At 70.1% G+C, this 26,520-nt stretch carries 20 protein-coding genes; 4 read left to right on the plus strand and 16 right to left on the minus strand.

The features are described from left to right. Positions 1-114: 114 nt before the first annotated feature. Positions 115-480: an FKBP-type peptidyl-prolyl cis-trans isomerase gene (locus tag DEU35_RS01355; protein WP_013583439.1), complete on the minus strand. Its 366-nt coding sequence runs from the start codon at positions 478-480 to the stop codon at positions 115-117. A 173-nt stretch (positions 481-653) separates the two neighbouring features. Beyond that, entirely contained in the window at positions 654-1,814 is a 1,161-nt protein-coding gene (locus DEU35_RS01360) for a PrsW family intramembrane metalloprotease (RefSeq protein WP_116238401.1), read from the minus strand. An 83-nt stretch (positions 1,815-1,897) separates the two neighbouring features. On the opposite strand from DEU35_RS01360, the gene DEU35_RS01365 reads away from it, so the two are divergent. Continuing rightward, on the plus strand, positions 1,898-2,764 hold the full coding sequence (locus DEU35_RS01365) for a fumarylacetoacetate hydrolase family protein (protein ID WP_116238402.1): 867 nt from the start codon (positions 1,898-1,900) through the stop codon (positions 2,762-2,764). A gap of 62 nt (positions 2,765-2,826) precedes the next feature. On the opposite strand, the gene DEU35_RS01370 is transcribed toward DEU35_RS01365, so the two are convergent. From DEU35_RS01370 to DEU35_RS01385, 4 genes are all read right to left on the minus strand, one after another. Beyond that, a complete protein-coding gene (locus DEU35_RS01370; RefSeq protein WP_103210358.1) occupies positions 2,827-4,290 on the minus strand; it encodes an aspartate ammonia-lyase in 1,464 nt (487 codons plus the stop codon). 230 nt (positions 4,291-4,520) lie between these two features. After that, entirely contained in the window at positions 4,521-5,423 is a 903-nt protein-coding gene (locus DEU35_RS01375) for a phosphodiesterase (protein ID WP_116238403.1), read from the minus strand. Positions 5,424-5,465: 42 nt separating this feature from the next. Further along, positions 5,466-5,795, minus strand: coding sequence for a peptidase (locus tag DEU35_RS01380; RefSeq protein WP_116238404.1), 330 nt, complete (start codon positions 5,793-5,795; stop codon positions 5,466-5,468). Next, positions 5,795-7,012 (minus strand): inorganic phosphate transporter, encoded by a 1,218-nt coding sequence (locus DEU35_RS01385; RefSeq protein WP_103210352.1) that lies wholly within the window; start codon positions 7,010-7,012, stop codon positions 5,795-5,797. The genes DEU35_RS01380 and DEU35_RS01385 overlap by 1 nt, the downstream gene beginning before the upstream one ends. Positions 7,013-7,221: 209 nt before the next feature. Here DEU35_RS01385 and DEU35_RS01390 point away from each other — a divergent pair, with 209 nt between their 5' ends. Then, on the plus strand, positions 7,222-9,336 hold the full coding sequence (locus tag DEU35_RS01390) for a S9 family peptidase (RefSeq protein WP_116238405.1): 2,115 nt from the start codon (positions 7,222-7,224) through the stop codon (positions 9,334-9,336). Positions 9,337-10,844: 1,508 nt separating this feature from the next. On the opposite strand, the gene DEU35_RS01400 is transcribed toward DEU35_RS01390, so the two are convergent. The 3 genes from DEU35_RS01400 to DEU35_RS01410 form a co-directional block, all read right to left on the minus strand. Then, complete coding sequence (locus tag DEU35_RS01400) at positions 10,845-11,873, minus strand: 6-phosphofructokinase (protein WP_103210346.1); 1,029 nt, start codon at positions 11,871-11,873, stop codon at positions 10,845-10,847. A gap of 305 nt (positions 11,874-12,178) precedes the next feature. Next, entirely contained in the window at positions 12,179-14,338 is a 2,160-nt protein-coding gene (locus DEU35_RS01405) for a DEAD/DEAH box helicase (protein WP_116238407.1), read from the minus strand. Between the two features lie 270 nt (positions 14,339-14,608). Beyond that, a complete protein-coding gene (locus tag DEU35_RS01410; RefSeq protein ID WP_116238408.1) occupies positions 14,609-17,002 on the minus strand; it encodes a cation-translocating P-type ATPase in 2,394 nt (797 codons plus the stop codon). 129 nt (positions 17,003-17,131) lie between these two features. On the opposite strand from DEU35_RS01410, the gene DEU35_RS01415 reads away from it, so the two are divergent. Continuing rightward, complete coding sequence (locus DEU35_RS01415; protein WP_116238409.1) at positions 17,132-18,499, plus strand: MFS transporter; 1,368 nt, start codon at positions 17,132-17,134, stop codon at positions 18,497-18,499. A gap of 115 nt (positions 18,500-18,614) precedes the next feature. Here DEU35_RS01415 and DEU35_RS01420 read toward each other — a convergent pair whose 3' ends face one another. The 5 genes from DEU35_RS01420 to DEU35_RS01440 are packed head-to-tail and all read right to left on the minus strand — an operon-like array spanning position 18,615 to position 21,787. Continuing rightward, complete coding sequence (locus DEU35_RS01420) at positions 18,615-19,559, minus strand: bifunctional riboflavin kinase/FAD synthetase (RefSeq protein ID WP_103210851.1); 945 nt, start codon at positions 19,557-19,559, stop codon at positions 18,615-18,617. Continuing rightward, complete coding sequence (locus tag DEU35_RS01425; RefSeq protein WP_103210338.1) at positions 19,556-19,975, minus strand: hypothetical protein; 420 nt, start codon at positions 19,973-19,975, stop codon at positions 19,556-19,558. The genes DEU35_RS01420 and DEU35_RS01425 overlap by 4 nt, the downstream gene beginning before the upstream one ends. Positions 19,976-20,025: 50 nt before the next feature. Beyond that, positions 20,026-20,394 (minus strand): hypothetical protein, encoded by a 369-nt coding sequence (locus DEU35_RS01430; RefSeq protein ID WP_103210336.1) that lies wholly within the window; start codon positions 20,392-20,394, stop codon positions 20,026-20,028. Continuing rightward, the gene (gene truB / locus DEU35_RS01435; protein ID WP_116238410.1) at positions 20,391-21,284 is read right to left on the minus strand and encodes a tRNA pseudouridine(55) synthase TruB; all 894 of its coding nucleotides are present in this window, start codon (positions 21,282-21,284) and stop codon (positions 20,391-20,393) included. Before truB ends, DEU35_RS01430 begins: the two co-directional genes overlap by 4 nt. Then, on the minus strand, positions 21,284-21,787 hold the full coding sequence (locus DEU35_RS01440; protein WP_116238411.1) for a hypothetical protein: 504 nt from the start codon (positions 21,785-21,787) through the stop codon (positions 21,284-21,286). The genes truB and DEU35_RS01440 overlap by 1 nt, the downstream gene beginning before the upstream one ends. A 186-nt stretch (positions 21,788-21,973) precedes the next feature. On the opposite strand from DEU35_RS01440, the gene DEU35_RS01445 reads away from it, so the two are divergent. After that, complete coding sequence (locus tag DEU35_RS01445; RefSeq protein WP_116238412.1) at positions 21,974-22,852, plus strand: A/G-specific adenine glycosylase; 879 nt, start codon at positions 21,974-21,976, stop codon at positions 22,850-22,852. Between the two features lie 178 nt (positions 22,853-23,030). Here DEU35_RS01445 and rbfA read toward each other — a convergent pair whose 3' ends face one another. Both rbfA and infB read right to left on the minus strand, forming a co-directional pair. Then, positions 23,031-23,507: a 30S ribosome-binding factor RbfA gene (gene rbfA / locus DEU35_RS01450; protein WP_103210850.1), complete on the minus strand. Its 477-nt coding sequence runs from the start codon at positions 23,505-23,507 to the stop codon at positions 23,031-23,033. A 200-nt stretch (positions 23,508-23,707) separates the two neighbouring features. Beyond that, positions 23,708-26,518: a translation initiation factor IF-2 gene (gene infB / locus DEU35_RS01455; RefSeq protein ID WP_181904532.1), complete on the minus strand. Its 2,811-nt coding sequence runs from the start codon at positions 26,516-26,518 to the stop codon at positions 23,708-23,710. Positions 26,519-26,520 lie beyond the last annotated feature (2 nt).

The raw sequence follows: 26,520 nt of genomic DNA on the forward strand, positions 1-26,520 counted from the left end.
CTGCCGGGATCCAACTCCCATTCACACGAATGTATTCCACGATCGAGGAAAATGACGAACCCGAGGGAGCCTCTGCCCCCTCGGGTTCGTGAATGTTCGGTGAAGAACTCCCGATCAGCCGACCTTCAGCAGGTCGATGATGAAGATGAGGGTCTTGCCACCCAGGAAGTGCCCACCGGCGGGTCCGTAGGCGAGATGCGGCGGGATCACGAGCTCGCGGCGTCCGCCGACCTTCATGCCCGGGATGCCGTCCTGCCAGCCCTGGATCAGACCGCGGAGGGGGAACTGGATGCTCTCGCCCCGGCCCCAGGAGGAGTCGAACTCTTCACCCGACTCGTACTCGACACCGGCGTAGTGCACGGTGACGGTGTCGCCGGGCTTCGCCTCATCGCCGTCGCCGACGATGATGTCGCGGATGACGAGGTCGGAGGGGGCGGGGCCGCTGGGAGCATCGAACTCCGGCTTGGTGCGATCAGTCATGACTCCATCCAAGCACGGACGCGCCGCCCACGAACCCCCTGGACATTCCTGCCCGAGAAAGACTCAGCGCCCGGTGCCGCGGCGATGCCTGCGTGTCTACCGGGCGCTGAGTTGGCCTACATCGATGGTGCTCCTCCCCTCAGACGGTGTCAAGACCCCGTCGCGACGCCGGGTCAGGGACGCAGCAGCGCCGCCCGCGCGGCCGTCGTGCGCTCGAGCAGATACCGCTCGGTGGCCGGGGCGTGCGGGTCGCGTCCGGACAGCGTCCGCTGACGCGCGGCGGCCAGTGCCGTGGCATCCGCGATGAAGCCCTTCATCACCGTGGAGCGGTCTCCGGGCAGTGTCCGCGACCAGGCCAGGGCGGAACGCCGCCCCGGGGCGGTGGCCAGCATGTCGACTTCTTGAGGGGTGAACCACCCCGCCGCGGCGTACTCCCCCAGCCGCGCTCGCGTGAGTCGCGATTCCTCGCGGCGCAGGGCCAGGATGCCGAGCAGGAACAGAACGAACAGCGGCACCTGGAGCGCCGCGTACAGCTCGAAGAAGTCGAAGAACGTGGCGGAGCCGTTCCACAGGGCGTGGAGCACGATCGCGCCGATGATCCCGGGGACGCCGTACCGCAGCGCCGCGCCGGTGCGCAGCCCCCGGCGGGCGGCCAGGCCGAAGGCGAACCCGGTGACGCTCGTGAACATGACGTGCGCGAAAGGAGAGAGCACGGCGCGCAGGAAGAAGGTGCTCGCGACCTGGCTCGGACCGCCCTCGAGGTAGCTGATGGCGAAGTACTGCACGTTCTCGGTGAGGGCGAAGCCGGCCCCGATGAGAGCGCCGTAGACGATGCCGTCGACCGGACCGTCGAAGGCGCGGCGGGCGAGAGCGAAGATGAGCAGTACGCCGAGGCCCTTCGCGACCTCTTCGACGATCGGTGCCTGGATGACGCTGCTGAAGGCCGGCGGCTGCGGACCGGCGAACAACGTGATGACGAGGTCGACGCCGAGCGCGATCGCCACCGCGGCGATCGCACCCCATGCCACGGCGAAGACGAGCAGGCGACGCGGCTCGGGCTCCCATCGGTCGATGTAACGCACGGCGAACCAGACGATCACGAAGGGGATCACGGCGAGCACGAGCCCGACGAACGACGCCGCCGTCCCGAGGAAGCCGGTGAAGTAGCGCACCAGGAGGGCCAACAGCGGCACCAGGAGCACCGCCACGATCCACAGCGCCACACCGCCCCGCCGTGAGCGGGGCGGCGCCGCCGAGACGGCCGACTGAGGGGCCGTCGAGATGCGGGGCGGGTCGGCCGATCCGGGCTGCGAAAGCGGCGAGGGAAAGGTCATGCGCACAGCATAGGGGCGGCCTCCGACCCGGCCTGCGGGGCTTGCGGACACCCCCACCGCGCCGGGGCCGGTAGCGTGGAGGCATGCGTTTCGCCCACGTCCGTGCACAGGAGGGGGCGGAAGCCCCCCGTCTCGTCAGCGTCCACGACGAGGAGTTCTCGTTCGTCGACGAATTCTTCGTCGGCGCCCCGAGCACCCTCGAGGAGCTGATCGCCGGCGGTGACGACCTGCTGGACCGCGTCCGCGACGGCGCGACGAGTGCCCCGCGGCATCCGCTCTCCGGCATCCGGTACGCGTCCGCGGTGCTCGCACCGCCCTCGATCCTCGCGGTCGGCCTCAACTACGCGGCGCACTCGGGAGAACTGGGGCTGAAGACCGACGCCGGCCCCACGGTCTTCGTGCTGTGGCCGAACTCGCTCACCGCGCACGGCGAGACCACCTCGTGGCCGCGTTCGCTGAGCGAGGCCGTCGACTACGAAGCCGAGCTCGGCGTCATCATCGGGCGCCCCGGTCGCGACATCAGCGAAGAGGACGCCCTCGACCACGTCTGGGGCTACACCGTCGTCAACGACGTGACGGCGCGCAACATCCAGTTCTCCGAGGCCCAGTGGTCGCGCTGCAAGTCGTTCGACGGGTTCACCCCGACCGGCCCCTTCGTCGTGACCGCCGACGAGATCCCCGATCCGCAGGACCTGCACATCTGGACCGTCGTCGACGGACACACCGTGCAGGATGCCAGCACCGGCCAGATGGTGCGCTCGGTCGCGACCCTCATCAACAAGCTGTCGGAGTCGGTCACACTGCTCCCCGGCACCCTCATCTCCACCGGCAGCCCGGGAGGTGCCGGCTACTCGCGAGATCCGCAGATCTTCCTCCGCGACCGCTCCACCGTGACCGTCGGGATCGACGGCATCGGTGAACTGACCACGCACTGCCGCATCCTCGACTGAGGTCGCACGCACGACGAAGGGCCGGGACGATCGCGTCCCGGCCCTTCGGAGTTTTCGAGGGCTCAGCCCTCGACGACGCTGTCCGCCGCGCGCACGATCGGGATCGCGGCCGTCACCGCCTGCAGACCGGAGAGCCGCGCGGGAGAGATCTGCTTCATGACCTCGTCGCGCGTCATGAGCCCGGCCTCGACGACGAGGTCGGCGACGTTGCGGTGCGTGAGGAGCGCGGTCTTGGCGAGGGCCGCGGCGGCCGCGTAGCCGATGAAGGGGGTCAGAGCCGTGACGACGCCGACAGAGGAGCCGACCATCGCGCCGAGACGCTCGCGGTTGGCCGTGATGCCGTCGACGCAGTTGACGCGCAGGGTCCACATCGCCTGACGCATCCACGTGATCGACTGGTAGATCGAGTGCGCGATGACCGGCTCGAAGGCATTGAGCTGCAGCTGGCCGCTCTCGACCGCCATCGTCACCGTCATGTCGGCGCCGACCACCGAGAAGGCGACCTGGTTCACGACCTCGGGGATCACGGGATTGACCTTGCCGGGCATGATGCTCGAGCCGGCTTGGCGCGCCGGGAGGTTGATCTCGCCGAGACCGGCCTGCGGGCCGCTCGAGAGCAGGCGCAGGTCGTTGCAGATCTTCGACAGTTTCACCGCGTTGCGCTTCAGCGACGACGAGAACGACATGAAAGCGCCCGTGTCGCTCGTGGACTCGACGAGGTCGGTCGCCGTCTCGAGGTCGAGGCCGGTGATCTCGCGCAGGTGCCGGAGCACCGCTCCCCCGTACCCCGCGTGAGCGGTGATCCCCGTGCCGATGGCCGTCGCGCCCATGTTGATCTCGTAGAGCAGGTAGGCGTTCTCGGTGAGCCGGCTGTAGTCCTCGCCGAGGGTCGTCGCGAAGCCGTGGAACTCCTGGCCGAGCGTCATCGGCACGGCATCCTGCAGCTGCGTACGACCCACCTTGAGGACGTCGTGGAACTCCTCCGACTTCGACAGGAAGGACTGCCGCAGGAGCTTGAGCTCTTCGAGCAGGCTCTGAAGGGTCAGGGCGAGGCCGATCTTGATCGCCGTGGGGTACACGTCGTTGGTCGACTGGCTGCGGTTCGTATCGTCGATCGGCGAGAGGAAGGCGTAATCGCCCTTCTCCCGTCCCGCCAGCTCGAGGGCGATGTTGGTGATCACCTCGTTGGCGTTCATGTTGGTCGAGGTGCCGGCCCCGCCCTGGATGACGCCGACGGTGAACTCGTCGTGGAACTCGCCGTCGATCACGCGCTGCGCGGCGCGGTCGATGAGGTCGGCCTTCTCGTGGTCCAGCACGCCGATCTCGCGATTGGCGCGAGCCGAGGCCTGCTTGACCATCGCGAGCGCCCGCACGAGGTCGGGATACACCGAGATGGGGCGCTTGGCGATCGGGAAGTTCTCGAGCGCACGAGCGGTGTGGATCCCCCAATACGCGTCGGCGGGGATCTCGAGGGATCCGAGGGAGTCGGTCTCGGTACGGGTGCGCGTCATTGCGTCCAAAGCCATGTGGGAGTCCTCGTGGGTGTCACGGCGAATAGGGATGCCACGAGCCTAACGAGGGCGGCACTGCCGGTCGGTGGACACGGCGGCCGGTCGTCGGATCCATACCTTCCGTGACGTCTATTGCCGCGTCTCGAGACCGGGTCGGTCCGCCGGAACGCGCAGGCGTGTCTCCGCTCTCCGCGTCCGGTACGGGGCGGCCAGGCATCTCCGCGCCGCGCGGTGAGCGTCGCCCCTCAGGGGCGTTTGCGCGAGAACGCCTCGAGGCGCTCCTCGGGGCTCAGCGCCGCCATGCGCGCCGTCCACTCGGGAGTGAAGAATCCCGAGGCCTCGACGTCGACGACGGGGACGACGGCGTGGGTGATCGTGTCGTCCCAGACGTGGACGAGGTGGAACGAGCGTCCGGCATCCATCCCGTTCACCGCGTCGCCGGGGCGCGCGAGGTCCATCGTGTAGCAGGAAGCCGCGGCGACGCTCACCGGCACTCCGGCGAAGGTGCCCGAGGTCGAGTAGTGCAGGTGGCCCGCGAGGATCGCCCGTACGTCGCTCCCGGCGATGGCTGCGGCGAGACCCGGCTGGTCGCGCAGCTCGAGGATGTCGAAGAAGGGGATGTGCGTGGGAAGCGGCGGGTGGTGCAGCGCGAGGATCGTGCCGAGCGGCGCCGGCTCCGCGAGTTCTGCGCGTAACCACTCGAGCTGCTCCGCGTCGATATCGCCGTGGTGCCAGCCCGGGACGGTCGAGTCCAGGGCGATCAGCCGCAGGCCGCCGAGATCCCAGACACCCGTCACGGGTTCTTCGGTCGGCTCGGCGTCGAGGAGTTCTTCACGAAGAGCGGGGCGTTCGTCGTGATTGCCGGCGACCCAGACCACCGGCGCGCCGAGGCCCTCGGCCCACGGTTCGACCGCGTCGCGCAGAGCACGGTAGGCCTCGGGTTCGCCGAGGTCGGCGAGGTCGCCGGTGAACACCACGGCATCCGGCCGCACTCCCGTCGCCTCGGCGGCCTCGAGCGTGCGACGAAGGTGCAGCGCGGTGTCGTAGCGGTCGCCGAGCAGGCGGTCGCCGCCCAGCAGGTGGGTGTCGCTGAGATGGAGGATCACGCGCGCCGCGGGCGCATGTTGACCGAACTGCACGGATGCCATGCCCTCAGCCTAAAAGGGGGCTCCGACATCGCGCCCGAGACGTCAGTGGTTGAAGAGGATCAGCAGCAGCGCACCGAGCACGGCGGCGGCGCACACCGCGAAGCACAAGTAGGCGCCGACCAGCGAGACGCGCTTCTGCCCCTCGCTCAACGGGTTCTTCTTGGCCGCTTTGGCCACCGCCTTCTCGGCCCGGCGCTTCTGCTTGTCGGTGAGCACGGTGATGGCATCCGTGAATTCGGCCGGAGAGACGAGCGGCGGGCGACCACCCCGGACCAGCAGTCGCAGGCCGAGCGAGTAGAAGGTCACGACGATCGATGCGCCGACGATCGCGGCGACGAAGACGTGGAGGAACGCTTCCCAGTTGATCAGCATCAGGCGTCCTTCCCGGCCTTGTCGCGCTCGAGACGGCGCTGACGACGCGTGGGTCCGGGCTTGCGGGGCACCTTGACCGCGGCGCCCGAGTCGGCGACCTCGCTCATCGCGTTGGCCGACGTGACCGAGTCCCGCCGCGAGCGCAGGAACAGTCCCAGGATGATGACGACAGCGATGACCGCGTCGACAGCGACGCCCCAGCCGCCCAGCCAGACGACGATCAGTGCCGCGGCGGCACCCACCGCACCCGCGGCGGGCAGCGTCAGCACCCAGCCGATCATGATGCGACCGACGGTGTTCCAGCGCACGGTCGAGCCGCGGCGACCGAGGCCCGAGCCGATGACCGAGCCCGAGGCGACCTGCGTGGTCGACAGGGCGAACCCGAGGGCGCTGGATGCCAGGATCGTCGCCGCCGTAGAGGTCTCCGCCGAGAAGCCCTGGGCGGGCTTGACGTCGGTCAGGCCCTTGCCGAGGGTGCGGATGATGCGCCAGCCGCCCATGTACGTGCCCAGGGCGATCGTCAGAGCGCACGCGAAGACGACCCAGAGCTGCGGGTCGGGGTTGGACGTCGACTGCCAGCCCACCGTGATGAGGGCGAGCGTGATGACGCCCATCGTCTTCTGCGCGTCGTTCGTGCCGTGCGCCAGGGCGACCAGCGACGACGTGAAGATCTGCCCCCAGCGGAAGCCGTCGCGGCCGTCCGCCTTCATGTCGTAGCGGCGGGTGATTCCGTAGGCGATCTTGGTGACCGCGAAGGCGATGATCCCGGCCGTGAGGGGCGCGATGAGCGCCGGCAGGATGACCTTGCTCAGCACGACGCCGGTGTCGATCGCCGAGGCACCGACGCCCACGAGGGTCGCCCCGATCAGACCGCCGAAGAGGGCGTGGGACGAGCTCGAGGGAAGACCCAGGAGCCACGTGAGCATGTTCCACGTGATCGCGCCGATGAGGCCGGCGAAGATGATCGGCGGAAAGATATCGGGGCTCAATTGGTCTTCGCGGATCATGCCGCCCGAGATGGTCTTGGCCACCTCCGTCGACAGGAACGCGCCCACCAGGTTGAGGCTGGCAGCCAGCAGGACGGCGACCTTCGGCTTCAGCGCACCGGTGGCGATGGGCGTGGCCATCGCGTTCGCGGTGTCGTGGAATCCGTTGGTGAAATCGAAGAACAGTGCCAGCGCGATGACCAGCACGATGATGAGGGCTGCGCTCTCCACCGTTCGCTTTCCGTGAGAAGGAAGAGGGGATGCCGACGGGATCGGCGCGACGAACGAAGAGTTCACCTGGAGTTCGACACCCGTTCACCGGGGTCGCCTCGACATCCTTTCACCGAGGACCTCGGCGGTCAAACTTGCGGGGCGGCGCGACGCCGGCATCCTGGGTATTCTCGCGGACCGACATCGGACGGGCGCACTAGCGTGGAACGGTGACCGATCTCGACCCGAAGCTCACCCCGCCCGTCGCCGACCGCCGCCCCGTGGCGCGCACCCACCACGGAGACACGTTCGACGACCCCTACGAGTGGTTGCGCGCGAAAGACGACGCCGAGGTCATCGCGCACCTCGAAGCCGAGAACGCCTACACCGGCGAGCGCACCGCGCACCTCGCCCCCCTGCGCGACACGATCTTCGGCGAGATCAAGGGCCGCACCCTCGAAACCGATCTGTCGGTTCCCGCGCGCCGCGGCGACTGGTGGTACTACGGCCGCACCGTGGCCGGGGCGCAGTACGGCATCCAGTGCCGCGCCCCCCTCGACTCCCCCGATGACTGGACACCGCCGACCCTCTCGCCCGACACCGCCGTCCCCGGCGAGCAGGTGCTGTTCGACGGCAATGTCGAGGCCGAGGGCACCGAATTCTTCTCGCTCGGGAGCTTCGAGGTCTCGAACGACGGCACGCGCATGCTCTACGGCATCGACGTGGCGGGCGACGAGCGTTACACCGTTCGCGTGCGCGACCTCACCACCGGCGAGACGCTCGCCGACGAGATCCCCGGCACCTTCTCGGGTGCGACGTTCTCGCCCGACGGTCGCTTCATCGTGTACACCACGGTCGACGACGCCTGGAGGCCCGACACCGTGTGGCTGCACGAGATCGGCACACCCGTCAGCGACGACGTGAAGCTCTTCCACGAGCCCGACGACCGATACTGGGTCGGGGCCGACTTCACCCGCAGCGACCGCTTCCTCATGATCGAGATGGGCTCGTCGATCACGAGCGAGGAATGGATCCTCGATGCGGACGACCTCCGCGGCGAACCCCGAGTGGTGTGGCCGCGTCGCGAGGGCATCGAGTACTCCTCCTCGCACGCGGTCGTCGATGGCGAGGACGTGCTGTACATCCTGCACAACGACGACGCTCTCGACTTCGAGCTCGTGCGGGTCTCGGCATCCGACCCCCAGGGACCGCGCGAGACGGTGATCGCGCACCGCACCGGTCACCGGTTGCTGGGCGTCGACACCTTCCGCGACTGGGGCGTGGTCGGCTACCGTCGCGACGGCCTCGCGCGCCTGGGCATGCTGTCGTACGCCGACGGTGCCGTCACCGAGATCGGGTTCGACGAACCCCTCTACAGCGTCGGCACGGGCGGTAACCCCGAGTACGCTCCCCCGGTCCTGCGCCTCGGCTACGGCTCGTTCGTCACTCCCGGCACCGTCTACGACTACGTCGTCGAGACCGGCGAGTTGCTCCTGCGCAAGCGCCAGCCCGTGCTGGGCGGGTTCGATCCGGCCGACTACGGTCAGGCGCGCGTGTGGGCCCCCGCCGAGGACGGCACGCAGGTACCCGTATCGCTGGTGTGGAAGCGCTCGTTCGGCGAGCCCGGTGCGTCGGCACGGCCCGTGCACCTGTACGGCTACGGGTCGTACGAGCACTCGATCGAGCCGGGCTTCTCGGTGCCGCGCCTCTCCCTGCTCGACCGCGGCGTCGTCTTCGCCGTCGCCCACGTGCGCGGCGGCGGCGAGATGGGCCGCCAATGGTACGAAGACGGCAAGATGCGCGCGAAGCGCAACACCTTCACCGACTTCGTCGCCGCGGCCCGCCACCTGGTGGCCGAGGGGTACACGACCCCCGAGCAGATCGTCGCCGAGGGAGGGAGCGCCGGCGGTCTGCTCATGGGCGCCGTGGCGAACCTCGCACCCGAGATGTTCGCCGGAGTGCTGGCCGACGTCCCCTTCGTCGACGCGCTGACCACCATCCTCGACCCCTCCCTGCCGCTCACGGTGATCGAGTGGGACGAGTGGGGCGACCCCCTGCACGACGCCGAGGTCTACGCCTACATGAAGTCGTACTCGCCGTACGAGAACGTCCGCGAGGGCGTCGAGTACCCCCGTATCCTCGCTGTCACCTCGCTCAACGACACCCGCGTGATGTACGTGGAGCCCGCGAAGTGGGTCGCGCGCCTGCGCGAGGTCGGTGCCGACGCGCTGCTCAAGTGCGAGATGGTCGCCGGCCACGGCGGCGTCAGCGGGCGCTACAACGCCTGGCGCGAGCGCGCGTTCGAGATCGCGTGGCTGCTCGACGTGCTGGGCTTGGCGGAGTAAGCCCGACCCGCGTCTGGAACGCCCCGTCGCCCCGTGCGGCGGGGCGTTCGCTGTGGGTGGGCATCAGCCTGTGGACGGAATCCGCGGGACCCCCGGCACCACCCGCCCCTCCTCGTCCCATCAGGTGCAGACCGTGTCCCACTTTTGGCTGGCTGAACCCCGCTCGATCGACCATTTCTGGGACATGCGTCAGGGACGCTCGGACAGGCCCGGCCGCCAGCCGGCTCGGACCAGCGCGTCGCGCGCCAACCCGACCGCCGGGACGCCTCCCTCACGGAGGTGATGGCTGAGTATCCGCACGTGATCCCACCCTGCCGCTCGGATGGCGGCCCATCTGTCGGCGTCCCGCGCGAATTGTCGTTCGTCTTCCGCATGGAGACGACCGTCGTACTCGACAGCGACCATCCACCTCGGGAAGGCGAGGTCGATCTCTGCGACAAACAAACCTCGTGCGTCGAAGATGTCGGCATTGACCTCGGGGGTGGGGAGCCCGTTCCGAGCGAGCAGAAGACGCAGACGCGTCTCCCTCGGAGACCGCACGCCAGGCCGAGCGAGTCCGATCGCCGCACGGAGAACACCGCCTCGCACGTCGCCCATCTCGCTGATCTCGGAGCGCAACTGCTGCGCATTCGCCAACGGGGATCGGCCGCTCAAGAGTGCGTCCGCCGCAGCGACCAGGTCATCGAGCGGCCACAGCCGCCCGCATTGGCGCCATGCACGTGCGGGGTTCTCCACCGGCAGGCCGTGCCGGCCCGCGGAGAATGCCGGTGCGCGCGTCTGCAGTCGGTGGCCGATGACCCCGCCGGTTCGCGGCTCCCTCCTCGGGCGGTGTGCGGACACGTGAATCCGCGGTACATAGGGCCACTCCGGCGTGCAGATCCCCCAGAGGGCGAGCGCCGTCTCATGACTGAAGAACTGCCAAGGCGTGAGCCGAGGCGCATACTCCAGGCACTGCTCGACAAGAGACGAGGGTTCAGCGGCTTGCGAAGATCGGATGCCGTGAAACGGCGTCTTCAGATCCCCGGCGCGCAATCGAGCGCGCGTGACCCCCAGCTCGGCGGCGGCGCCGACAGAGAAGTGTCGGGGAAGCTGTCCGGGGAGAGGGCGAGGGCTCGGCATCCCTCAGCTTCTCGCCTCCTCCCTCCGCTCCGACGGTTGTCCACAGGCGGAGGCGCGGTGAATCGCGAGGGTGTCGCGACCATGTCCCAATTTCGGCTGCTTGAGAGGCCCGTATGCAGCCGAAAGTGGGACATGAGTCGTGTCGTTCGGGACATTGCACGGTAGCCCGCCCGGGACAGTGCGCCAGGGGTCGCGGCCATGTCCCAACTGTGGCTGCCTGACAGGCCTGTAGGCAGCCGAAAGTGGGACATGAGCTGCATAATTCGGGACATGGTTGAGCACGCCCCGCCCGCCCACCACACAGCGCCTCCACCACACAGCGCGAACGCCCCCCGAACAGCGCAACGCCCCGCCCCGCACGCGGCGGGACGGGGCGTCGAGGCGAAGGGTCAGCCGAAGAGGGCCGCGGCCTCCTCGTAGCGGTACAGCGGCACGCTGTTGAGCTCGCCGAGGGCGTCGGCGAAGGGGACGCGCACGATGTCGGTGCCGCGCATGGCGACCATCTGACCCCACGCACCTTCGTGCAGTGCGTCGGCGGCGTGCAGACCCAGGCGCGTCGCGAGCACGCGGTCGAAGCCCGAGGGCGAACCTCCGCGCTGGATGTGACCGAGCACGGTGGAGCGGGTTTCGATGCCGGTGAGGCGCTCGATCTCGGGAGCCAGCAGCTCGCCGATGCCGCCGAGGCGGGGGCGGTTGAAGGCGTCGAGGCCCTTGTCGCTGAAGGCCTCGTCCATGCCCTTGAGCTTGAAGCCCTCCGAGACGACGACCAGGGGTGCGCGACCGCGGTCGTGCGCGCGGGTGACCTGCTCGACGATCTCGTCGATCGACATCGGCACCTCGGGGATGCAGATCACGTGGGCTCCCGCGGCGATGCCCGCGTGCAGGGCGATCCAGCCGACGTGACGACCCATGACCTCGGCCACCATGCAGCGCTGGTGCGAGTCACCGGTGGTGCGCAAGCGATCCATGGCATCCGTCGCGATGTTGACGGCTGTGTCGAAACCGAAAGAGTAATCGGTGGCGCGAAGGTCGTTGTCGATGGTCTTGGGGACGCCGAGGACGTTGATGCCGTCCTTCGACAGACGGTCGGCCGCGGCCAGCGTGCCTTCGCCACCGATGGCCAGGATGCCGTCGAGCCGGTGCCCGTACATCGTCTTGGAGATGTTCTCGGCGCCGCCGCGTGCACCCTCGTAGGGGTTGGTGCGGCTCGTGCCGAGGATGGTGCCGCCGACCTTGGACAGGCCCTTCACCTCGTGACGCGTCAGCGGGAAGAAGTCGCCGTCGACCACTCCGCGCCAGCCGTCTCGGATGCCGACGAATTCGATGTCGTAGTTCGTCGTGCCCTTGAGCACGACGCCACGGATGACCGCGTTCAGCCCGGGGCAGTCGCCGCCGCTGGTCAGGATGCCGATCTTCATGGGCAGAGTCCTCTGGTGCTGTGATTCGGGTGAAGGGGGCGGCGCCGTTGCCGTCTTCGACCCTATCGCCGCGGGCGGGACCGCTGCCACACGATGACGGACGGGCGGGCGGATGCCGAGACCCGGGCGCTCGAACTGCGCCCCGCGCCGTGCGTCGAAGGCGTCAGACGCCGGGCCCCAGCCCGCTCCCGCGACGCGACGCGACGCAACCCGACCCGCCGCGACGCGAACAGGAGACCGGCACCCCCTCCGCACGCACGAACGCCCCGACGCCGAAGCGGCCGGGGCGTTCGCGAAGGACCGGGTCAGGCCGCGCCGAGCGCCTGACGCAGCAGGTGCATGAGCGCCGACAGCTGCACCGAATCGCTCGAGCCGGGCTCGATGGCCTGGCCGTCGAGGGCGCGGGCCGCGAGGCCCTCCTTCGAGTCGATGAGCTCGGCGATCTTGGTGTCGATCGTGTGCGCGGCGATGATGCGCCACGCGGTCACGGGCTCCTCCTGGCCGATGCGGTGCACGCGGTCGATCGCCTGCGTCTGCTCGGCCGCGGTCCACGACAGCTCGGCGAGCACGACGTTGGAGGCGGCCTGCATGTTCAGTCCGACGCCGGCGGCCGTGAGCGAGCACACCGCGATGCCCACGTCGGGATCGCTGTTGAACGCGTCGATCGCGGCCTGGCGCGCGATCGAGGTCTGCTCGCCGCGCACCGACACGGCCTTGAGGCCGGAGGCTTTGAAGTGGGCCTCCGCGGCATCCATCACGTCGATGTGCTTGGCGAAGAACACGACCTTGCCGACCGAGCGCTGCAACTGCACGGCGTAGTCGGCGGCGAGGTGCGCCTTGGCCTGGCCGATGCGGCGGACCATTGTGAAGACGTTCTCGCTGCCCGAGCCCGCGGCCTTGGATTCCTCGAGCTCACCGTGGGCGACGAGACGCACGATGTCGTCGTCGATCTCGCCGGCGGCGAGGCCCCGGTCGCCGCGCGCCTCGACGATGCGGCGGTACTTCGCGGCCAGCCGGGCACCGAGCTCGCGCTCGGCCTGACGGATCGACCGGCCGTATTCGTCGTCGAGCTCGACCGGGAGGTCTGCCACGAGCTTGTCGGGCAGGTCGGCGGCGACGTCTTTCTTCTTGCGCCGCACGATGCCCATCGAGATCACGGCCTCGCGCGCCTCGGGGTAGAACGCCTTGTCCGCGGGCGTGAGGCCCGTGGCATCCAGCTTCTCCATCAGCTCGGGACCGGGCTTCTCGCCGTTGGTCCAGCCGAGGAAACGCCAGATCGCGTCGAAATCCTCGACGTCGTTGATCAGCGGGGTACCGGTCAGCGCGAGAAGGAGCGGGTCGCGGGTCTGCTGACGGACACGGGATGCCAGGGCCAGCACGTTCTGCGAGCGCTGCGACGTGAGGTTCTTGATGAAGTGCGCCTCGTCGACGACGATGCCCTTGAGCCCGATCGACGACAGCCACGACAGATGCCGGTCGAGGATCTCGTAGTTGACGATGAAGATGTCGGCGAAGGCGTCGATGTCGGCACCGCCGCCCGAGATGACGGTGGCGCGTCGCTGCGGCGTCCACCGCTGCACCTCGCGGGCCCAGTTCATCTTCACGACGTTGGGGACGACGACCAGCAGCGGGTATGCGTCGGCCACGGATGCGGCGAGCACCGACTCCGCGGTCTTGCCGAGGCCCGGCTCGTCGGCGAGAAGGAACGAGCGGTGCCCGGTCCGGACGGCCTCGAGGAACCGCGACTGGTGCGGCATGACCTCGAGCCCGCGCGGCGAGAGCCGGTCGAACTCGGGGACGGGCGGCAGCTCCATGCTCGCGGCCGAGCCGCCGGCGCCGGTCTCGAACGCCTTGTACAGCGGTCCCATGAGCTCCCAGCCGTCGAGGCGACGACGCGGAGCGTCCCCCGTCGAGCGGGGCGTGAGGTCGGGGGCGAGGAAGGGGTTCGCCATCTGGCGCGCCTCGATCGAGGCGGGGATGACCTGCTTCTCGGCGAGCGCCGCGGGAACGACCGGGGCGGCCTTCGGCGTGTTGTCGGTGATGATGAGCTCGTCGGGCGGCAGCTCGGCACCGGACTCGAGCAGCCAGTCGCGGCGCATACGCCGGGCGACCGGCGACGTGGCCTGATCGACCTCGAGCAGCTGGATCAGCGACGTGTCGCGCGCGGCGGTCTTCGCGAGGATCGTGGCCACCCCGTCGAGTCGCTTGAGCAACTCGGCGCGCGCGGCGTCGGTGATCTCGGTATCGGCCTTGACCCGGGCGCGCTCCTCGCGCACGAGGAAAGCGATCACCTGGAACTTGACGCGGTTGGTGGGCCCGAGCTTTCCGCGCTGCGCCTTGGCCTCGATCTCGCGCACCTTGCGGGCGAGGATCGGGATGACGGGTGCTTCGTCGTCGCGTCGGGATGACGTGGTCTTCCTGCGTCGTTGGCTCGAGCCTCGGGACGCGGTTGCCGTAGTCGGCATGCTCCTCCTGAGCGTGTCGTCCGGATGACAATCCGGAGCGTCCGGCGAATGCCGGTGGATCAGTGACCCCGGGAGTTCGTCGCTCGAACCGCCGCCGAAGAAGCGGTGTCGGCGACCCGCAACGCGTCTACGCCGGAACGGCTCGCGAGGACAGCGGAAGTCGGGGTCGCCACCATTCTAGCGGTCGCAAGCCGCTTTCTGCGTGAGGTGGCGGAATTTCTCGCCGCACAAGGCCGCGAGGCGATAGTTCGCGGCACCTCGCGCGCACGATCACACCGCGCGTCGCAGCCTCAGGCTGTTCAGCACGACGAACACGCTCGAGAAGGCCATCGCGGCCCCGGCCAGCATCGGGTTCAACAAGCCCAGCGCGGCCAGCGGCAGCGCGGCGACGTTGTACGCGAACGCCCAGAAGAGGTTGCCGCGAATGACCCGCATCGTCCGTCGGCTGAGGGCGAGGGCGGTGACGATACCCCGCGGGTCGTCGCGCATGAGGGCCACGTCGCTCGCGTGCAGCGCGGCATCCGTCCCTCCGCCCATCGCGATCCCCAGATCAGCGGATGCCAGAGCCGCGGCGTCGTTGACCCCGTCGCCCACCATCGCGACGGTGCGCCCCTCCGCGCGGAGCGCCGTGATCGCGTCGACCTTCCCCTCGGGCAGCACTCCCGCGCGTACGCGTTCGATGCCCAGTGCATCGGCGACGGCGCGGGCGACATGCTCGTTGTCGCCGGTGAGGAGCACGGGCTCCAGGCCCATCTGGGTCAGCTGCGCGACCGCCGCGGCACTCTCGGGGCGGATCGTGTCGGCCACCTCGATGACGACCCGGGCGGTGGGGACGCCGTCGGGGTCGTCCCACCCGGCCACGACGACGGTGCCGCGCTGCTCCCCCGCCTCCACGGCGTCGCCGAGCGCCGCGGGCAGCCGCGCGCCGAGGTCCGCGGCGAGCGCCGGACGCCCCGCGAAGATCCGCACGCCATCCACGGTTCCCGTGACGCCCCGGCCGGGCAGGGCCTCGAGGTCCGTCGCGACCGCCCCCTCCCCCGCGGCGGCGACGATCGCGTGGGCGATGGGGTGCTCCGACCCGCGCTCGACGGCGGCGACGCGGTGCAACGCGTCAGCGGCATCCTGACCATCGACGGTCGTGACGTGCGCCACGCTCATCCGGCCCGAGGTGAGGGTGCCGGTCTTGTCGAGCACGATCGTGTCGATGCGCTCGGCCGACTCCAGGGCCGCGGGTCCGGTGACGAGGATGCCGAGCTGCGCCCCGCGGCCGGTGCCGACGAGGATCGCGATGGGGGTGGCCAGTCCGAGAGCGCAGGGGCACGCGATGATGAGCACCGCGACGGCCGCGGTGAAGCCGGCGGCCACGGGTTGGCCGGCGAGGAGCCACGCACCGAGGGTCAGCGCGGCGAGGACGATGACCACGGGCACGAAGACGCCCGAGATGCGGTCGGCGAGACGCTGCACGCGGCTCTTGCCGAGCTGGGCGTCTTCGACGAGGCGGGCGATGCGCGCCAGACGGGTCTGCTCTCCCACCCCGGTCGCGCGGACGACGAGTCGGCCCCCCGAGGCGATCGTGCCGCCGGTGACGGTGGACCCCGGCCCGACATCGACGGGAAGCGCTTCGCCCGTCAGCATGCTCTCGTCGATGGAGGCGCGCCCCTCGATTACCTCACCGTCGGTGGCGACCGTGGCTCCCGGACGCACGACGAAGGCATCCCCGACCGCCAGCCGGTCGATGTCGATGCGGCGACCGTCGGCGAGCTCGGCGTCGCGCGCGCCCAGGTCGAGGAGGGCCCGCAGCGCGGCCCCGGCTCGGCGCGTGGAGCGCTGCTCGATCACCCGTCCGAGAAGCAGGAACACCGTCACCGCGGCCGCGACCTCGAAATAGACCACCGACGTCGCGTCGTGCACCGGGCCGAAGAGAACGACCTCGTGCCGGATTCCGATCCGCCCGGCCGTTCCGAACACGAGAGCCCACACGCTCCACAGGTAGGCGGCGAACGTGCCCAGGGTGATGAGCGTGTCCATGGTCGCGGCGCCGTGGCGGGCATTGCGCAGCGTGGCGCGGTGGAACGGCCAGCCACCCCACAGCACGATCGGGGTCGCGAGCACGAGCGACACCCACTGCCAGCCCGGGAACTGCACGGCCGGGATCATGCCGAGAGCGACGACAGGTATGGCGAGTGCGAGCGACACCCACAGCCGCACGCGGAGCGGAGTGGACTCGGGGGCGTCGCCGGTGTCGTGGACGTGGCCGCCGTGGTCCGCGGCCCCGTCGAGGGCGCGGCCGGTCGTGGCGTCGACGTAGCCGCCGGGCGCGGGAACAGCGACGGGCCGGGGGGTCGGAGTGTCGGCATCCGGTCGCTCGTTCGTCGGGAGCGGGAGGGATGCCGCGACCTCCGCCGTCGTGTCGCGAGACGAGGACCGCGGGCGCACGGTGGCGTCGTAGCCGGCGGCGCGCACGGCCGCGACGAGAGCCGAGGGGTCGAGGTCGGCCGGGTACCGGACCCGCGCGGTCTCGGTCGCGAGGTTGACCGCGGCCTCGACGCCGTCGACGCGGCCGAGCCGCTTCTCGACCCGAGCGACGCAGCTGGCGCAGGTCATGCCCTCGATGTCGAGCACGGCTTCCGCGGTCGACGTCGGGGATTCGGTGTTGTCGCGCATGGCTTCTCCTCCGGTCACTCCGTCCAGAACAGGATACCCCCTGGGGGTATTCCTCGGACGCGTCCCCGACACCATCGGAGACGCTGTCCACCCCGCGCGCACGATCACCGGGGACCGTACGCTGGGGCCATGGCCGAGACGATGACACGCGAGCAGCGGGTCGTCCTGTCGATCGCCGTCCTGGCCTCGTTCGTGTCGTTCCTCGACGGGACAGTGGTCAACGTCGCGCTCCCCGCCATCGCGGGCGAGCTGGGCGGCGGACTCTCGACGCAGCAATGGGTCGTCGACGCCTACCTGGTGACGCTCGGCGCGTTCATCCTGGTCGCGGGATCACTGAGCGACGTCCTCGGGCGCATCGTGGTGCTGCGAATCGGTCTCATCGGTTTCGGAGTCACCTCGCTGGCGATCGCCGCCGCCCCCACCGCCGAGTTCCTCATCGTCGCCCGCGCACTGCAGGGCATCGCCGGCGCCCTCCTCGTCCCGAGCTCTCTGGCCCTCATCACCTCCACATTCCGCGGGCCCGCCCAGGCCCGCGCGATCGGAATCTGGACCGGCGCGACGACCGTCGCCATGATCGCCGGTCCCCTCATCGGCGGCATCTTCGTCGACACGCTGTCGTGGCGCCTCGTGTTCCTGGTGAACGTGCTGCCCATCGCGGTGACCATGTGGTTGCTCGCCCGTCTCGGTCACCGCGATCACCGCCGGCCCGGCGCCCGCGTCGACATCCTCGGCGCGGTCCTCTGCGCCCTGGGCCTCGGCGGCATCGTCTTCGCCCTCATCGAGCAGCCCAACCTCGGCTGGGCGTCCCCCGTCATCTGGCTCCCCGGGGTCATCGGCATCGTGTCGTTCGCGGGTTTCCTCCTGCGTCAGCGCACGGCCCGCGACCCGATGATGCCGCTCGACCTCTTCCGCTCGCGCAACTTCTGGGCGGGCAACCTCGCGACCGTCTTCGTGTACGCCGCACTGTCGCTCAACGGGTTCGTGGTGAGCGTGTACCTGCAGCAGGGCGCGGGGCTGCCCGCCACCCTCGCCGGGCTCGCGTCGCTGCCGAGCACCGTGTTGATGATCCTGCTCAGCTCACGGATGGGCGCCCTCGCGGGGCGCTTCGGCCCGCGCCTGTTCATGACGCTCGGACCGATCGTGATGGCGGCCGGGGCACTGCTGCTGCTGAACGTCAACGGCGACTTCGACTACTGGACGCAGGTCCTGCCCGGCGTCGTCGTGTGGGGCCTGGGGCTCACCGCCACCGTCTCACCGCTCACCGCGGCCGTGCTCGGGGCCATCGACACCGAGCGTTCCGGCATCGCCTCGGCCGTCAACAACGCCGTCTCACGCGTCGCGGGGCTCCTGGCGATCGCCGCCGTCTCGGCGGTCGTGGGCGGCTCCCTCGACCTCGGCGGCTTCCACCGCGCCGCCGTCTTCACCGCCGCGCTGATGCTGCTCGGGGCCGCGGCGTCGTTCCTCGGCATCCGGAATCACCTGTCGAGGCAGGACTGAACGGCGACCGAGAACGCCGGTACCACCTGTCGCGGCGGACGCATCGTCGAGCAGGGACGCGCACCCTACGAAGAGCCACGCACCTTCCCCGGGGCGATGCCCCGAGACCTCGCACTCAGCGCAGGATCGCCCGCGCCCGCTCCACGTCGTCCGCCATCTGCACCAGCAGCGCGTCGATGCCGTCGAAGGCCGTCATCTCGCGCACTCGTTCGACGAAGCGCACCTCGACGTGATGGCCGTACAGGTCGAGACCGGTCTCGTCGATCACGTAGGCCTCGACCTGGCGCGCGTGCACGTCGTCGAACGTCGGGTTGGTGCCGACGCTGATCGCGGCCGGGTAGCTGATGCGTCGTGCGCCGTCGACGTCGACGAGCCAACCGGCGTAGACACCGTCCGCGGGGATGAAGCCCTCGAGATCGGGCGACAGGTTCGCGGTCGGGTAGCCGAGCTCACGGCCTCGCTTGAGTCCGTGCACGACCTCGCCCCACACCGAGGGAGCCCGCCCGAGCAGGCGCGCGGCCGTGGCGACGTCGCCCGCCGACAACGCCTCGCGGATCCAGGTGGATGACACCCGCCGGTCCGCGTGGACGGCGCGCACGTCGTCCACCACGTCGACGCGGAACCCGTGTTCCGCCCCCATGCGCGTCAGCAGGTCGGGGTCGCCCTCTCCCCCGGCGCCGAAGCGGAAGTCACGTCCCACGAGCACTGTGCGCGCCTGCAGCGCCTGCACGAGCACCCTCAGCACGAAGTCCTCGGCGGGGATCGCGGCCAGCTCTTCGTCGAAGGTGAGCAGCAGCGTGGCATCCACCCCGGCGCGCTCGAGCAGGTCGAGCTTCTGGTGCGGCCCGATGACGTCGGGAGGGCACTTCTCGGGGCGCAGCACGCTCAGCGGGTTGCGGTCGAAGGTCACCGCGACAACCCGCGCCCCGTCGGAGGCGTCGATGCGCGCGCGATCGATCACGGCACGGTGCCCGGTGTGCACGCCGTCGAACTTGCCGATCGCCACCACCGAGGGACCGAAGTGCGCCGGCACCTCCGCGGGGTCGCGGAAGACGATCACCGGGTCGCCCGGCGGTGACGTGTGAGCCACCAGAGTCCGAGGAAGGGCAGCACGAGGGGGATGAACAGATACCCGTAGCCGTAGACCGACCACACCGTCGGGTGTTGGAACAGCTCGGGCAGCACCAGGCTCAGGGTTCCCACGACGAGAACGCCGACCAACTCGAAACCGATCGCGACCCACGCGATCCGGTACCAGGCCGGTCGCGCCGAGAAGACGAGCGCAAGGGTCGCGAGAATGTAGACGACCGCCGCGAGAGCCGACAGCGAGTATGCGAGGGGGGCGTCGGCGAACTCGCGCACGATCTGCACGAACGAACGGCCCGTGGCGGCGAGCGCCATGATGCCGTAGACGACGACGAGGACACGGCCGATGCCGGTCATCCCCCGGGAGCGGGTGGGAGTGGTGGATGCCATGACCCGTCGATTCTAGTTCGCTCGCGGCTTCGGCGAGCGGGGCTCCGGCGTCAGGCGATCTGCACGGTCCAGATCTGGTGCATGCGCCACACCATCACGGCCACGGCGAGGGCCGCGACCCCCATGACGACGGTGCTCCAGCGACTGCGTTCCAGAAGGGCCCACGCGGCTCCCGCCACGGGCACGAGCGCGGCCGAGACGAGGTACGTCCAGAACTCCAGCAGGCTCCCGGTGGGCGGGTTGCCGGCCAGCGGCGCGATGATCGCCACGACGATCTGCACGAGGAGCAGCAGCTCGATGAGCGCGAGAGAGCCGACGGTGACGTCTCCGGGACGCCGACCGATGAGACCGGCTGTGACCGCGACGAGACCCGCGATCACGGCGATCCCCACCTGTGCGAGCGTGAACCACAGGATCATCGGGCGACCTCCTCGGGCATGTTCATGACGCTCTTGAGCTGCGTTCCGCGCTTCTCGACGACGCCGATCAGGCGTCCCTCGGGGTCGATCGCGGCAGCGACCGCCCCGGTCAGGCGGCCTCCCCCGTCGATGCGCTTGCCGTGCCGCAGATCTCGCGCCTCTTCCTCACCCACGGCGAGGACGCTCATCACGACGGCCGCCGCGGTCGCGGGCGCGACGAGGGCGTCTTCGGCGATGTCGTCGACGGATGCCGCGGCGGCGACGTCGAACGCCCCGATGCGCGTACGACGCAGAGCCGTGAGGTGCCCTCCGATGCCGACCGCACGACCGAGGTCGCGGGCGAGAGCGCGGATGTACGTGCCGCTCGTGCAGTCCACGACCACGTCGAGCTCGATCGCACCGTCGCCGCGACGCATCTCGCGCACGTCGAATCGCGACACCGTGACGCTCCGCGCTCTCAGCTCGACCTCTTCGCCGGCGCGGGCGAGGTCGTAGGCGCGACGGCCCGCGACCTTGATGGCCGAGACGGTGCTGGGCACCTGCTGGATGTCGCCGGTGAGGGCGGAGATGCCCGCGGCGACGGCCTCATCGGTCACCGCCGCGACGTCGGCGGCATCCGCCCGCGCCGATTCGACTCCGTCGGCGTCGTCGCTGTCGGTGGCGACGCCGAGCAGAATGGTGGCCTCATAGGTCTTGTCGGCGCCGACGATGTAGGTCAGCAACCGCGTCGCCCCCTCGACGCCGAGCACGAGCAGGCCCGTGGCCATCGGGTCGAGCGTGCCGGCGTGGCCGATCTTGCGGGTTCCGAGCGCGCGCCGGGCGCGCGAGACGACGTCATGGCTGGTGATGCCTCCGGGCTTGTCGACCAGGAGGATTCCGGGACGCACCATCAGCAGAAGTCTCCGAATACCTGCACGGGGTGCGAGGGGTCGGAGTTCTCGACGATGACGGACGCTTCGGCCTTGGGGCGCACCGTGCGGAGGTACTGCTTCTCGGTATCGGGGAGCTCGGGGCGCGGGGTGCCGATGGGCGGGTTGCTCTCGAGCCAGATCGAGAAGTTCCACAGGCCGCGCACTTCGGGGCGGTGCAGGAAGCGGCCCGATACGACGAGCACCGCGTCGCTCGGAGCGACGTACCCGGGACCGAACGCCTCGCCCGCCCGGAACGGCGTGATCAACCACTCGCGCACCTCGGGCGCACCGTCGGCGACGGAGACATGGAACACCGCCGTGCCCTCGTCGGCGATCGCCTTCTCGAACTCGCCCGCGAAGTCCATCGCCTCGCCGAGGTCGAGAGCATCGACCGCCACGACGACGCGCCCCGCGCGGGCGTTCTGCCGCATCAGGTCGCGCAGGCTCCGCTGCAGGGTCTCGACGGGGTTCTCACTCGACATGCCTCCAGCCTAGGGTCGACCACCGACACCCGACCGCCCCCGCGGCCCCGGGCCAGCCCGGTCTCGGCGTCCCCCGTCACACATAAACGCGATCGACGCGCAGAAACGCGTGCAGCCCGTGTTCATGCGCGTGAACGGTGTTCGTGCGTGAAGTCCGGCCCCCGTTGACGACCGTAGGCTGGACGGATGCCAGGACTCGCCGCCCCGCTCATCGCGTGGTACCGCGACGCGGCCCGCGACCTCCCCTGGCGCCGCGAGGGATTCGGCGCCTGGGGCACGCTCGTGAGCGAGTTCATGCTGCAGCAGACGCCGGTGAACCGCGTCGTCCCCCACCTGGAAGCGTGGCTGACCCGTTGGCCGACGCCGGCCGACCTCGCCGCCTCTCCCCCGGGCGATGCCGTCACGCAGTGGGCGAACCTCGGCTATCCGCGGCGCGCGCTGTGGCTGCACCGCGCCGCCGTCGAGATCCGCGATCGTCACGACGGCGTCGTTCCCCGCGACGTCGATGCGCTTCTGGCTCTCACCGGAATTGGCGACTACACCGCGAGGGCCGTCGCCGTCTTCGCCTACGGCGATCGGCATCCGGTCGTCGACACGAACACCCGCCGCGTGCTCGCCCGTGCGGTCGAGGGTCGCGCGCAGCCCGGTCCGCCGAACCGCCGCGACCTCGAGGCGATGGAGGCCGAGCTCCCCGCCGACATCGCCGAGGCCGCGATCGTCAACGCCGCCGCGATGGAGCTCGGCGCGATCGTCTGCACCGCCCGAGCGCCGAAGTGCGAGGCATGCCCCCTCGCGGCGCAGTGCGCATGGCGGGCGGCCGGGTATCCGGCATCCGAGGACCGCCGGCGCAAACAGGCCACGTACGAGGGCAGCGATCGGCAGACCCGCGGGGCGGTGCTGAAGACCCTTCGCGAGGCCGCGCCCGCGGCGGTTCCGGCGTTCGCGATGATCCCCGAATGGCCGGATGCCGCGCAGCGCGACCGCGCGATCGACTCGCTCATCGCCGACGGCCTTGTCGAAGCGGTCGACGATCACCTGCGTCTGCCCGGCCACCCGGCATCCTGAATCCGAGTCCGCTTCGACACCCACCGTCCTGCGGACCCGACACCCGACTCGCCGCCCCGTTCCCGCCCCGGACCGGCGTGTCACTCTTCTCATCTGCAGGACGGCGGTCCGGATGCCGCAACAAGACGAACGGCCGGACTCCGCCGATGAGGCGGGGTCCGGCCGTGTGGTGTCGAGGTCAGGCGCGCGGGGCGTCGTCCTCGTCGAGGTCGTCGTCTGCGGCGTCCTCATCGTCGTCCTCACGCGGTTTGACGTACGGATCGGCATCGCCGGCGTACGCGGCCGAGGCGGCGAGGCCCGCGACCGACTCGTCGCGCTCGCGCGCTTCGCGTAGCAGCGCCGAGATGTGATCGGCGTTCTCGGGGATCGCGTCGAGGATGAACTCGAGCGACGGGGTCAGGCGCGTGTTGAGGTTCTTGCCGACCTCGCTGCGCAGCATGCCGGTCGCCGACTTGAGCGCGGCGGCGGTGTCGGCGCGGTGCGCTTCGTCGCCCATGACGGTGTAGAACACCGACGCGTGCTGGAGGTCACCCGTGACCCGCACGTCGGTGATGGTGACGAATCCGAGCCGCGGGTCGCGCAGCCCCTTCTCGAGGCGCTCGGCGAGCACCACGCGAATCCGGTCCGCCACTCGGGCCTGTCGTTCCCCTGCCACTGCCTTCTCCTTCTTCTCCATACCACCGCGCGTGGATCGCAGCGGCGGGCGTCCCGTCACGGAGCCGTCCCAGCGTAGGCCGGAGGGGGTGTGCATTCCTCCGAGCATCGGGGTAGGGGCCCCGCTCTGCTCGGGGGAATGCACACCCCCGCAGGCCGAAGCGGGAGCCGCGCCCATGACGCGACTCCCGCTCGATGTGATCAGCCTCGCGGCTTCTCGACCATTTCGGTGGTCTCGATCTCGTCACCGATCTGGATGTCGTTGAACTTGCCCAGACCGATACCGGCCTCGAAGTCCGTACGCACCTCGGTGACGTCGTCCTTGAAGCGACGCAGCGACTCGATGGCCAGGCCGTCGGCCAGCACGACGCCATCGCGGATGACACGTGCCTTGGCGTTTCGCGTGATCGTTCCCGATCGCACGATGACACCGGCGATGTTGCCGAACTTCGAGGAGCGGAACACCTCGCGGATCTCGGCGACACCCGACTGCACCTCTTCGAACTCCGGCTTGAGCAGGCCCTTGAGCGACTGCTCGACGTCGTCGATCGCGTTGTAGATGACCGAGTAGAACCGCACGTCGACACCCTCGCGGGCGGCGCGCTCACGGGCCTTCGTGTCGGGACGGACGTTGAAGCCGATCACGATCGCGTTGTCGATCGTGGCCAGGTTGATGTCCGACTCGGTGATCGCACCCACACCGCGGTGGATGATGCGCAGCTGGACGCTGTCGTCGACCTCGATCTTGAGCAGCGACTCTTCGAGCGCCTCGACGGCACCCGACACGTCACCCTTGATGATGAGGTTGAGCGACTCGACCTTGCCCTCTTCGAGAGCGCGGGTGAAGTCCTCGAGCGAGATGCGCTTGCGGGCCTTGGCCAGCTGGGCATTGCGCTCGGCCGCTTCACGCTTCTCGGCGATCTGACGGGCGGTGCGGTCTTCTTCGGTGACGATGAAGACGTCGCCGGCGCGGGGCACGGAGTTGAGGCCCTGAACCGAGACGGGACGCGACGGGTAGGCCTCTTCGACCGCTTCGCCGTTCTCGTCCATCATCGCGCGGACGCGGCCGTACGCCGTTCCTGCGACGATCGCGTCGCCGACGCGGAGGGTTCCGGACTGGATGAGCACCGTGGCGACCGAACCGCGACCCTTGTCGAGCTTCGCCTCGATCGCGACACCGCGGGCCGCCTTGTTCGGGTTGGCCGTGAGGTCGAGACCGGCGTCGGCGGTGAGCAGGACCGCATCCAGGAGGGCCTGGATGTTGAGGTTCTGACGAGCCGAGACGTCGACGAACATGACGTCTCCGCCGTACTCCTCGGCGACCAGACCGTACTCGGTGAGCTGCTGGCGCACCTTGGCCGGGTTGGCGTCGGGCTTGTCGACCTTGTTGACCGCGACCACGATCGGCACGTTCGCCGCCTGGGCGTGGTTCAGCGCCTCGACCGTCTGGGGCATGATGCCGTCGTCGGCCGCGACCACGAGGATCGCGATGTCGGTCACCTGCGCACCACGGGCACGCATGGCGGTGAACGCCTCGTGACCCGGGGTGTCGATGAAGGTGATCGCGCGCTCGATGCCCTCGTGCTCGGTCCAGATCTGGTACGCACCGATGTGCTGCGTGATGCCGCCGGCCTCGCCCGCGACCACGTTGGTCTGGCGGATGGCGTCGAGCAGTCGCGTCTTACCGTGGTCGACGTGGCCCATGACGGTGACCACGGGAGGACGGATCTCGAGATCGTCCTCGCTCTCGGCCTCGAGTTCGGCGTCGAGGTCGAGACCGAAGCCCTCGAGGAGCTCCTTGTCTTCGTCCTCGGGCGAGACCATCTGGATCTTGTAGCCGAGCTCGGCTCCGAGCACCTCGAAGGTGGCCTCGTCGAGCGACTCGGTCGCGGTGGCCATCTCGCCCAGGTTGAACAGGATGGTCACGAGCGTGCCGGGCTGCACGGTGTAGCCGCGCAGGGCCTCGAGCTTGTCCGCGAAGTCGGCGATGGAGGCACCGCGACGCAGGCGGATGATCTCGCCGTTGCCCTTCGAGACGTTGACGCCGCCGACGACCGGCGCCGACCGCATCTCGAATTCCTGCCGCTTCGCCCGACGCGACTTACGCTGCTTGGACTTGCCGCCGCCCTTACCGAAGGCACCCGCGGTGCCGCCGCCGGGACCACGGCCACGGCCACCGCCGCCACCGGGACGACCGGCGAAACCACCGGCCGGAGCGCCGCCACCGGGGCGCTGGAAACCGCCACCGGCGCCGCCGGGACGACCGGGACCGCCGGGACGCTGCTGGAACGGAGCGCCGGGACGACCGCCACCGCCGGGACGACCGGCACCACCGGGGCGCGGGGCTCCGGGACGCGGAGCGCCGGGGCGCGGAGCCTGCGGACGCGGGATGTTGCCGGGGGTCGGGCGCTGGCCCATGCCCTGCGCCGAGGCGAAGGGGTTGTTGCCCGGACGGGGGCCGGCGGGACGCTGACCCATGCCCTGCGAGGACGCGAAGGGGTTGTTGCCCGGACGGGCTCCACCCGGACGCGGGGGCGCGCTGGGGCCGGGCTTGGGGGCACCGGCACCGGGTGCCGCAGCACCGGGGGTCGGCGCGGTCGAGCCGGGGCTCGGCGGCGACGACGGAGTCGACGGCTTCGCCGCAGACGCGGCCGCGGGAGCCGGGGCGGATGCCACGGGCGCAGCCTCGGCCGGAGCCGCTGCGGGAGCAGCGGGGGCCGCGGGCTTCGCAGGTCCGGGCGTGGGACCCGACGGACGGTTGCCCGGGGTCGCGGCCGGACGAGCCGGGCCGGGACGGGCGCCGGGGCGCGCCGCGGAGGCGGCGGGCTTGGCATCCGAAGAGGAAGACGAGCCTTCGGAGGCCAGCGCAGCGCGGAGCTTACGAGCGACCGGGGGTTCGATGGTGGATGAGGGGCTCTTGACGAATTCGCCGAGCTCCTTCAGCTTCGCAAGCGCGACCTTGCTGTCGACGCCGAGCTCGGAAGCGATCTCGTGCACGCGTGGTTTTGCCACAA

The sequence above is a fragment of the Microbacterium sp. AG157 genome, assembly GCF_003385695.1.
Lineage (GTDB): Bacteria > Actinomycetota > Actinomycetes > Actinomycetales > Microbacteriaceae > Microbacterium > Microbacterium testaceum.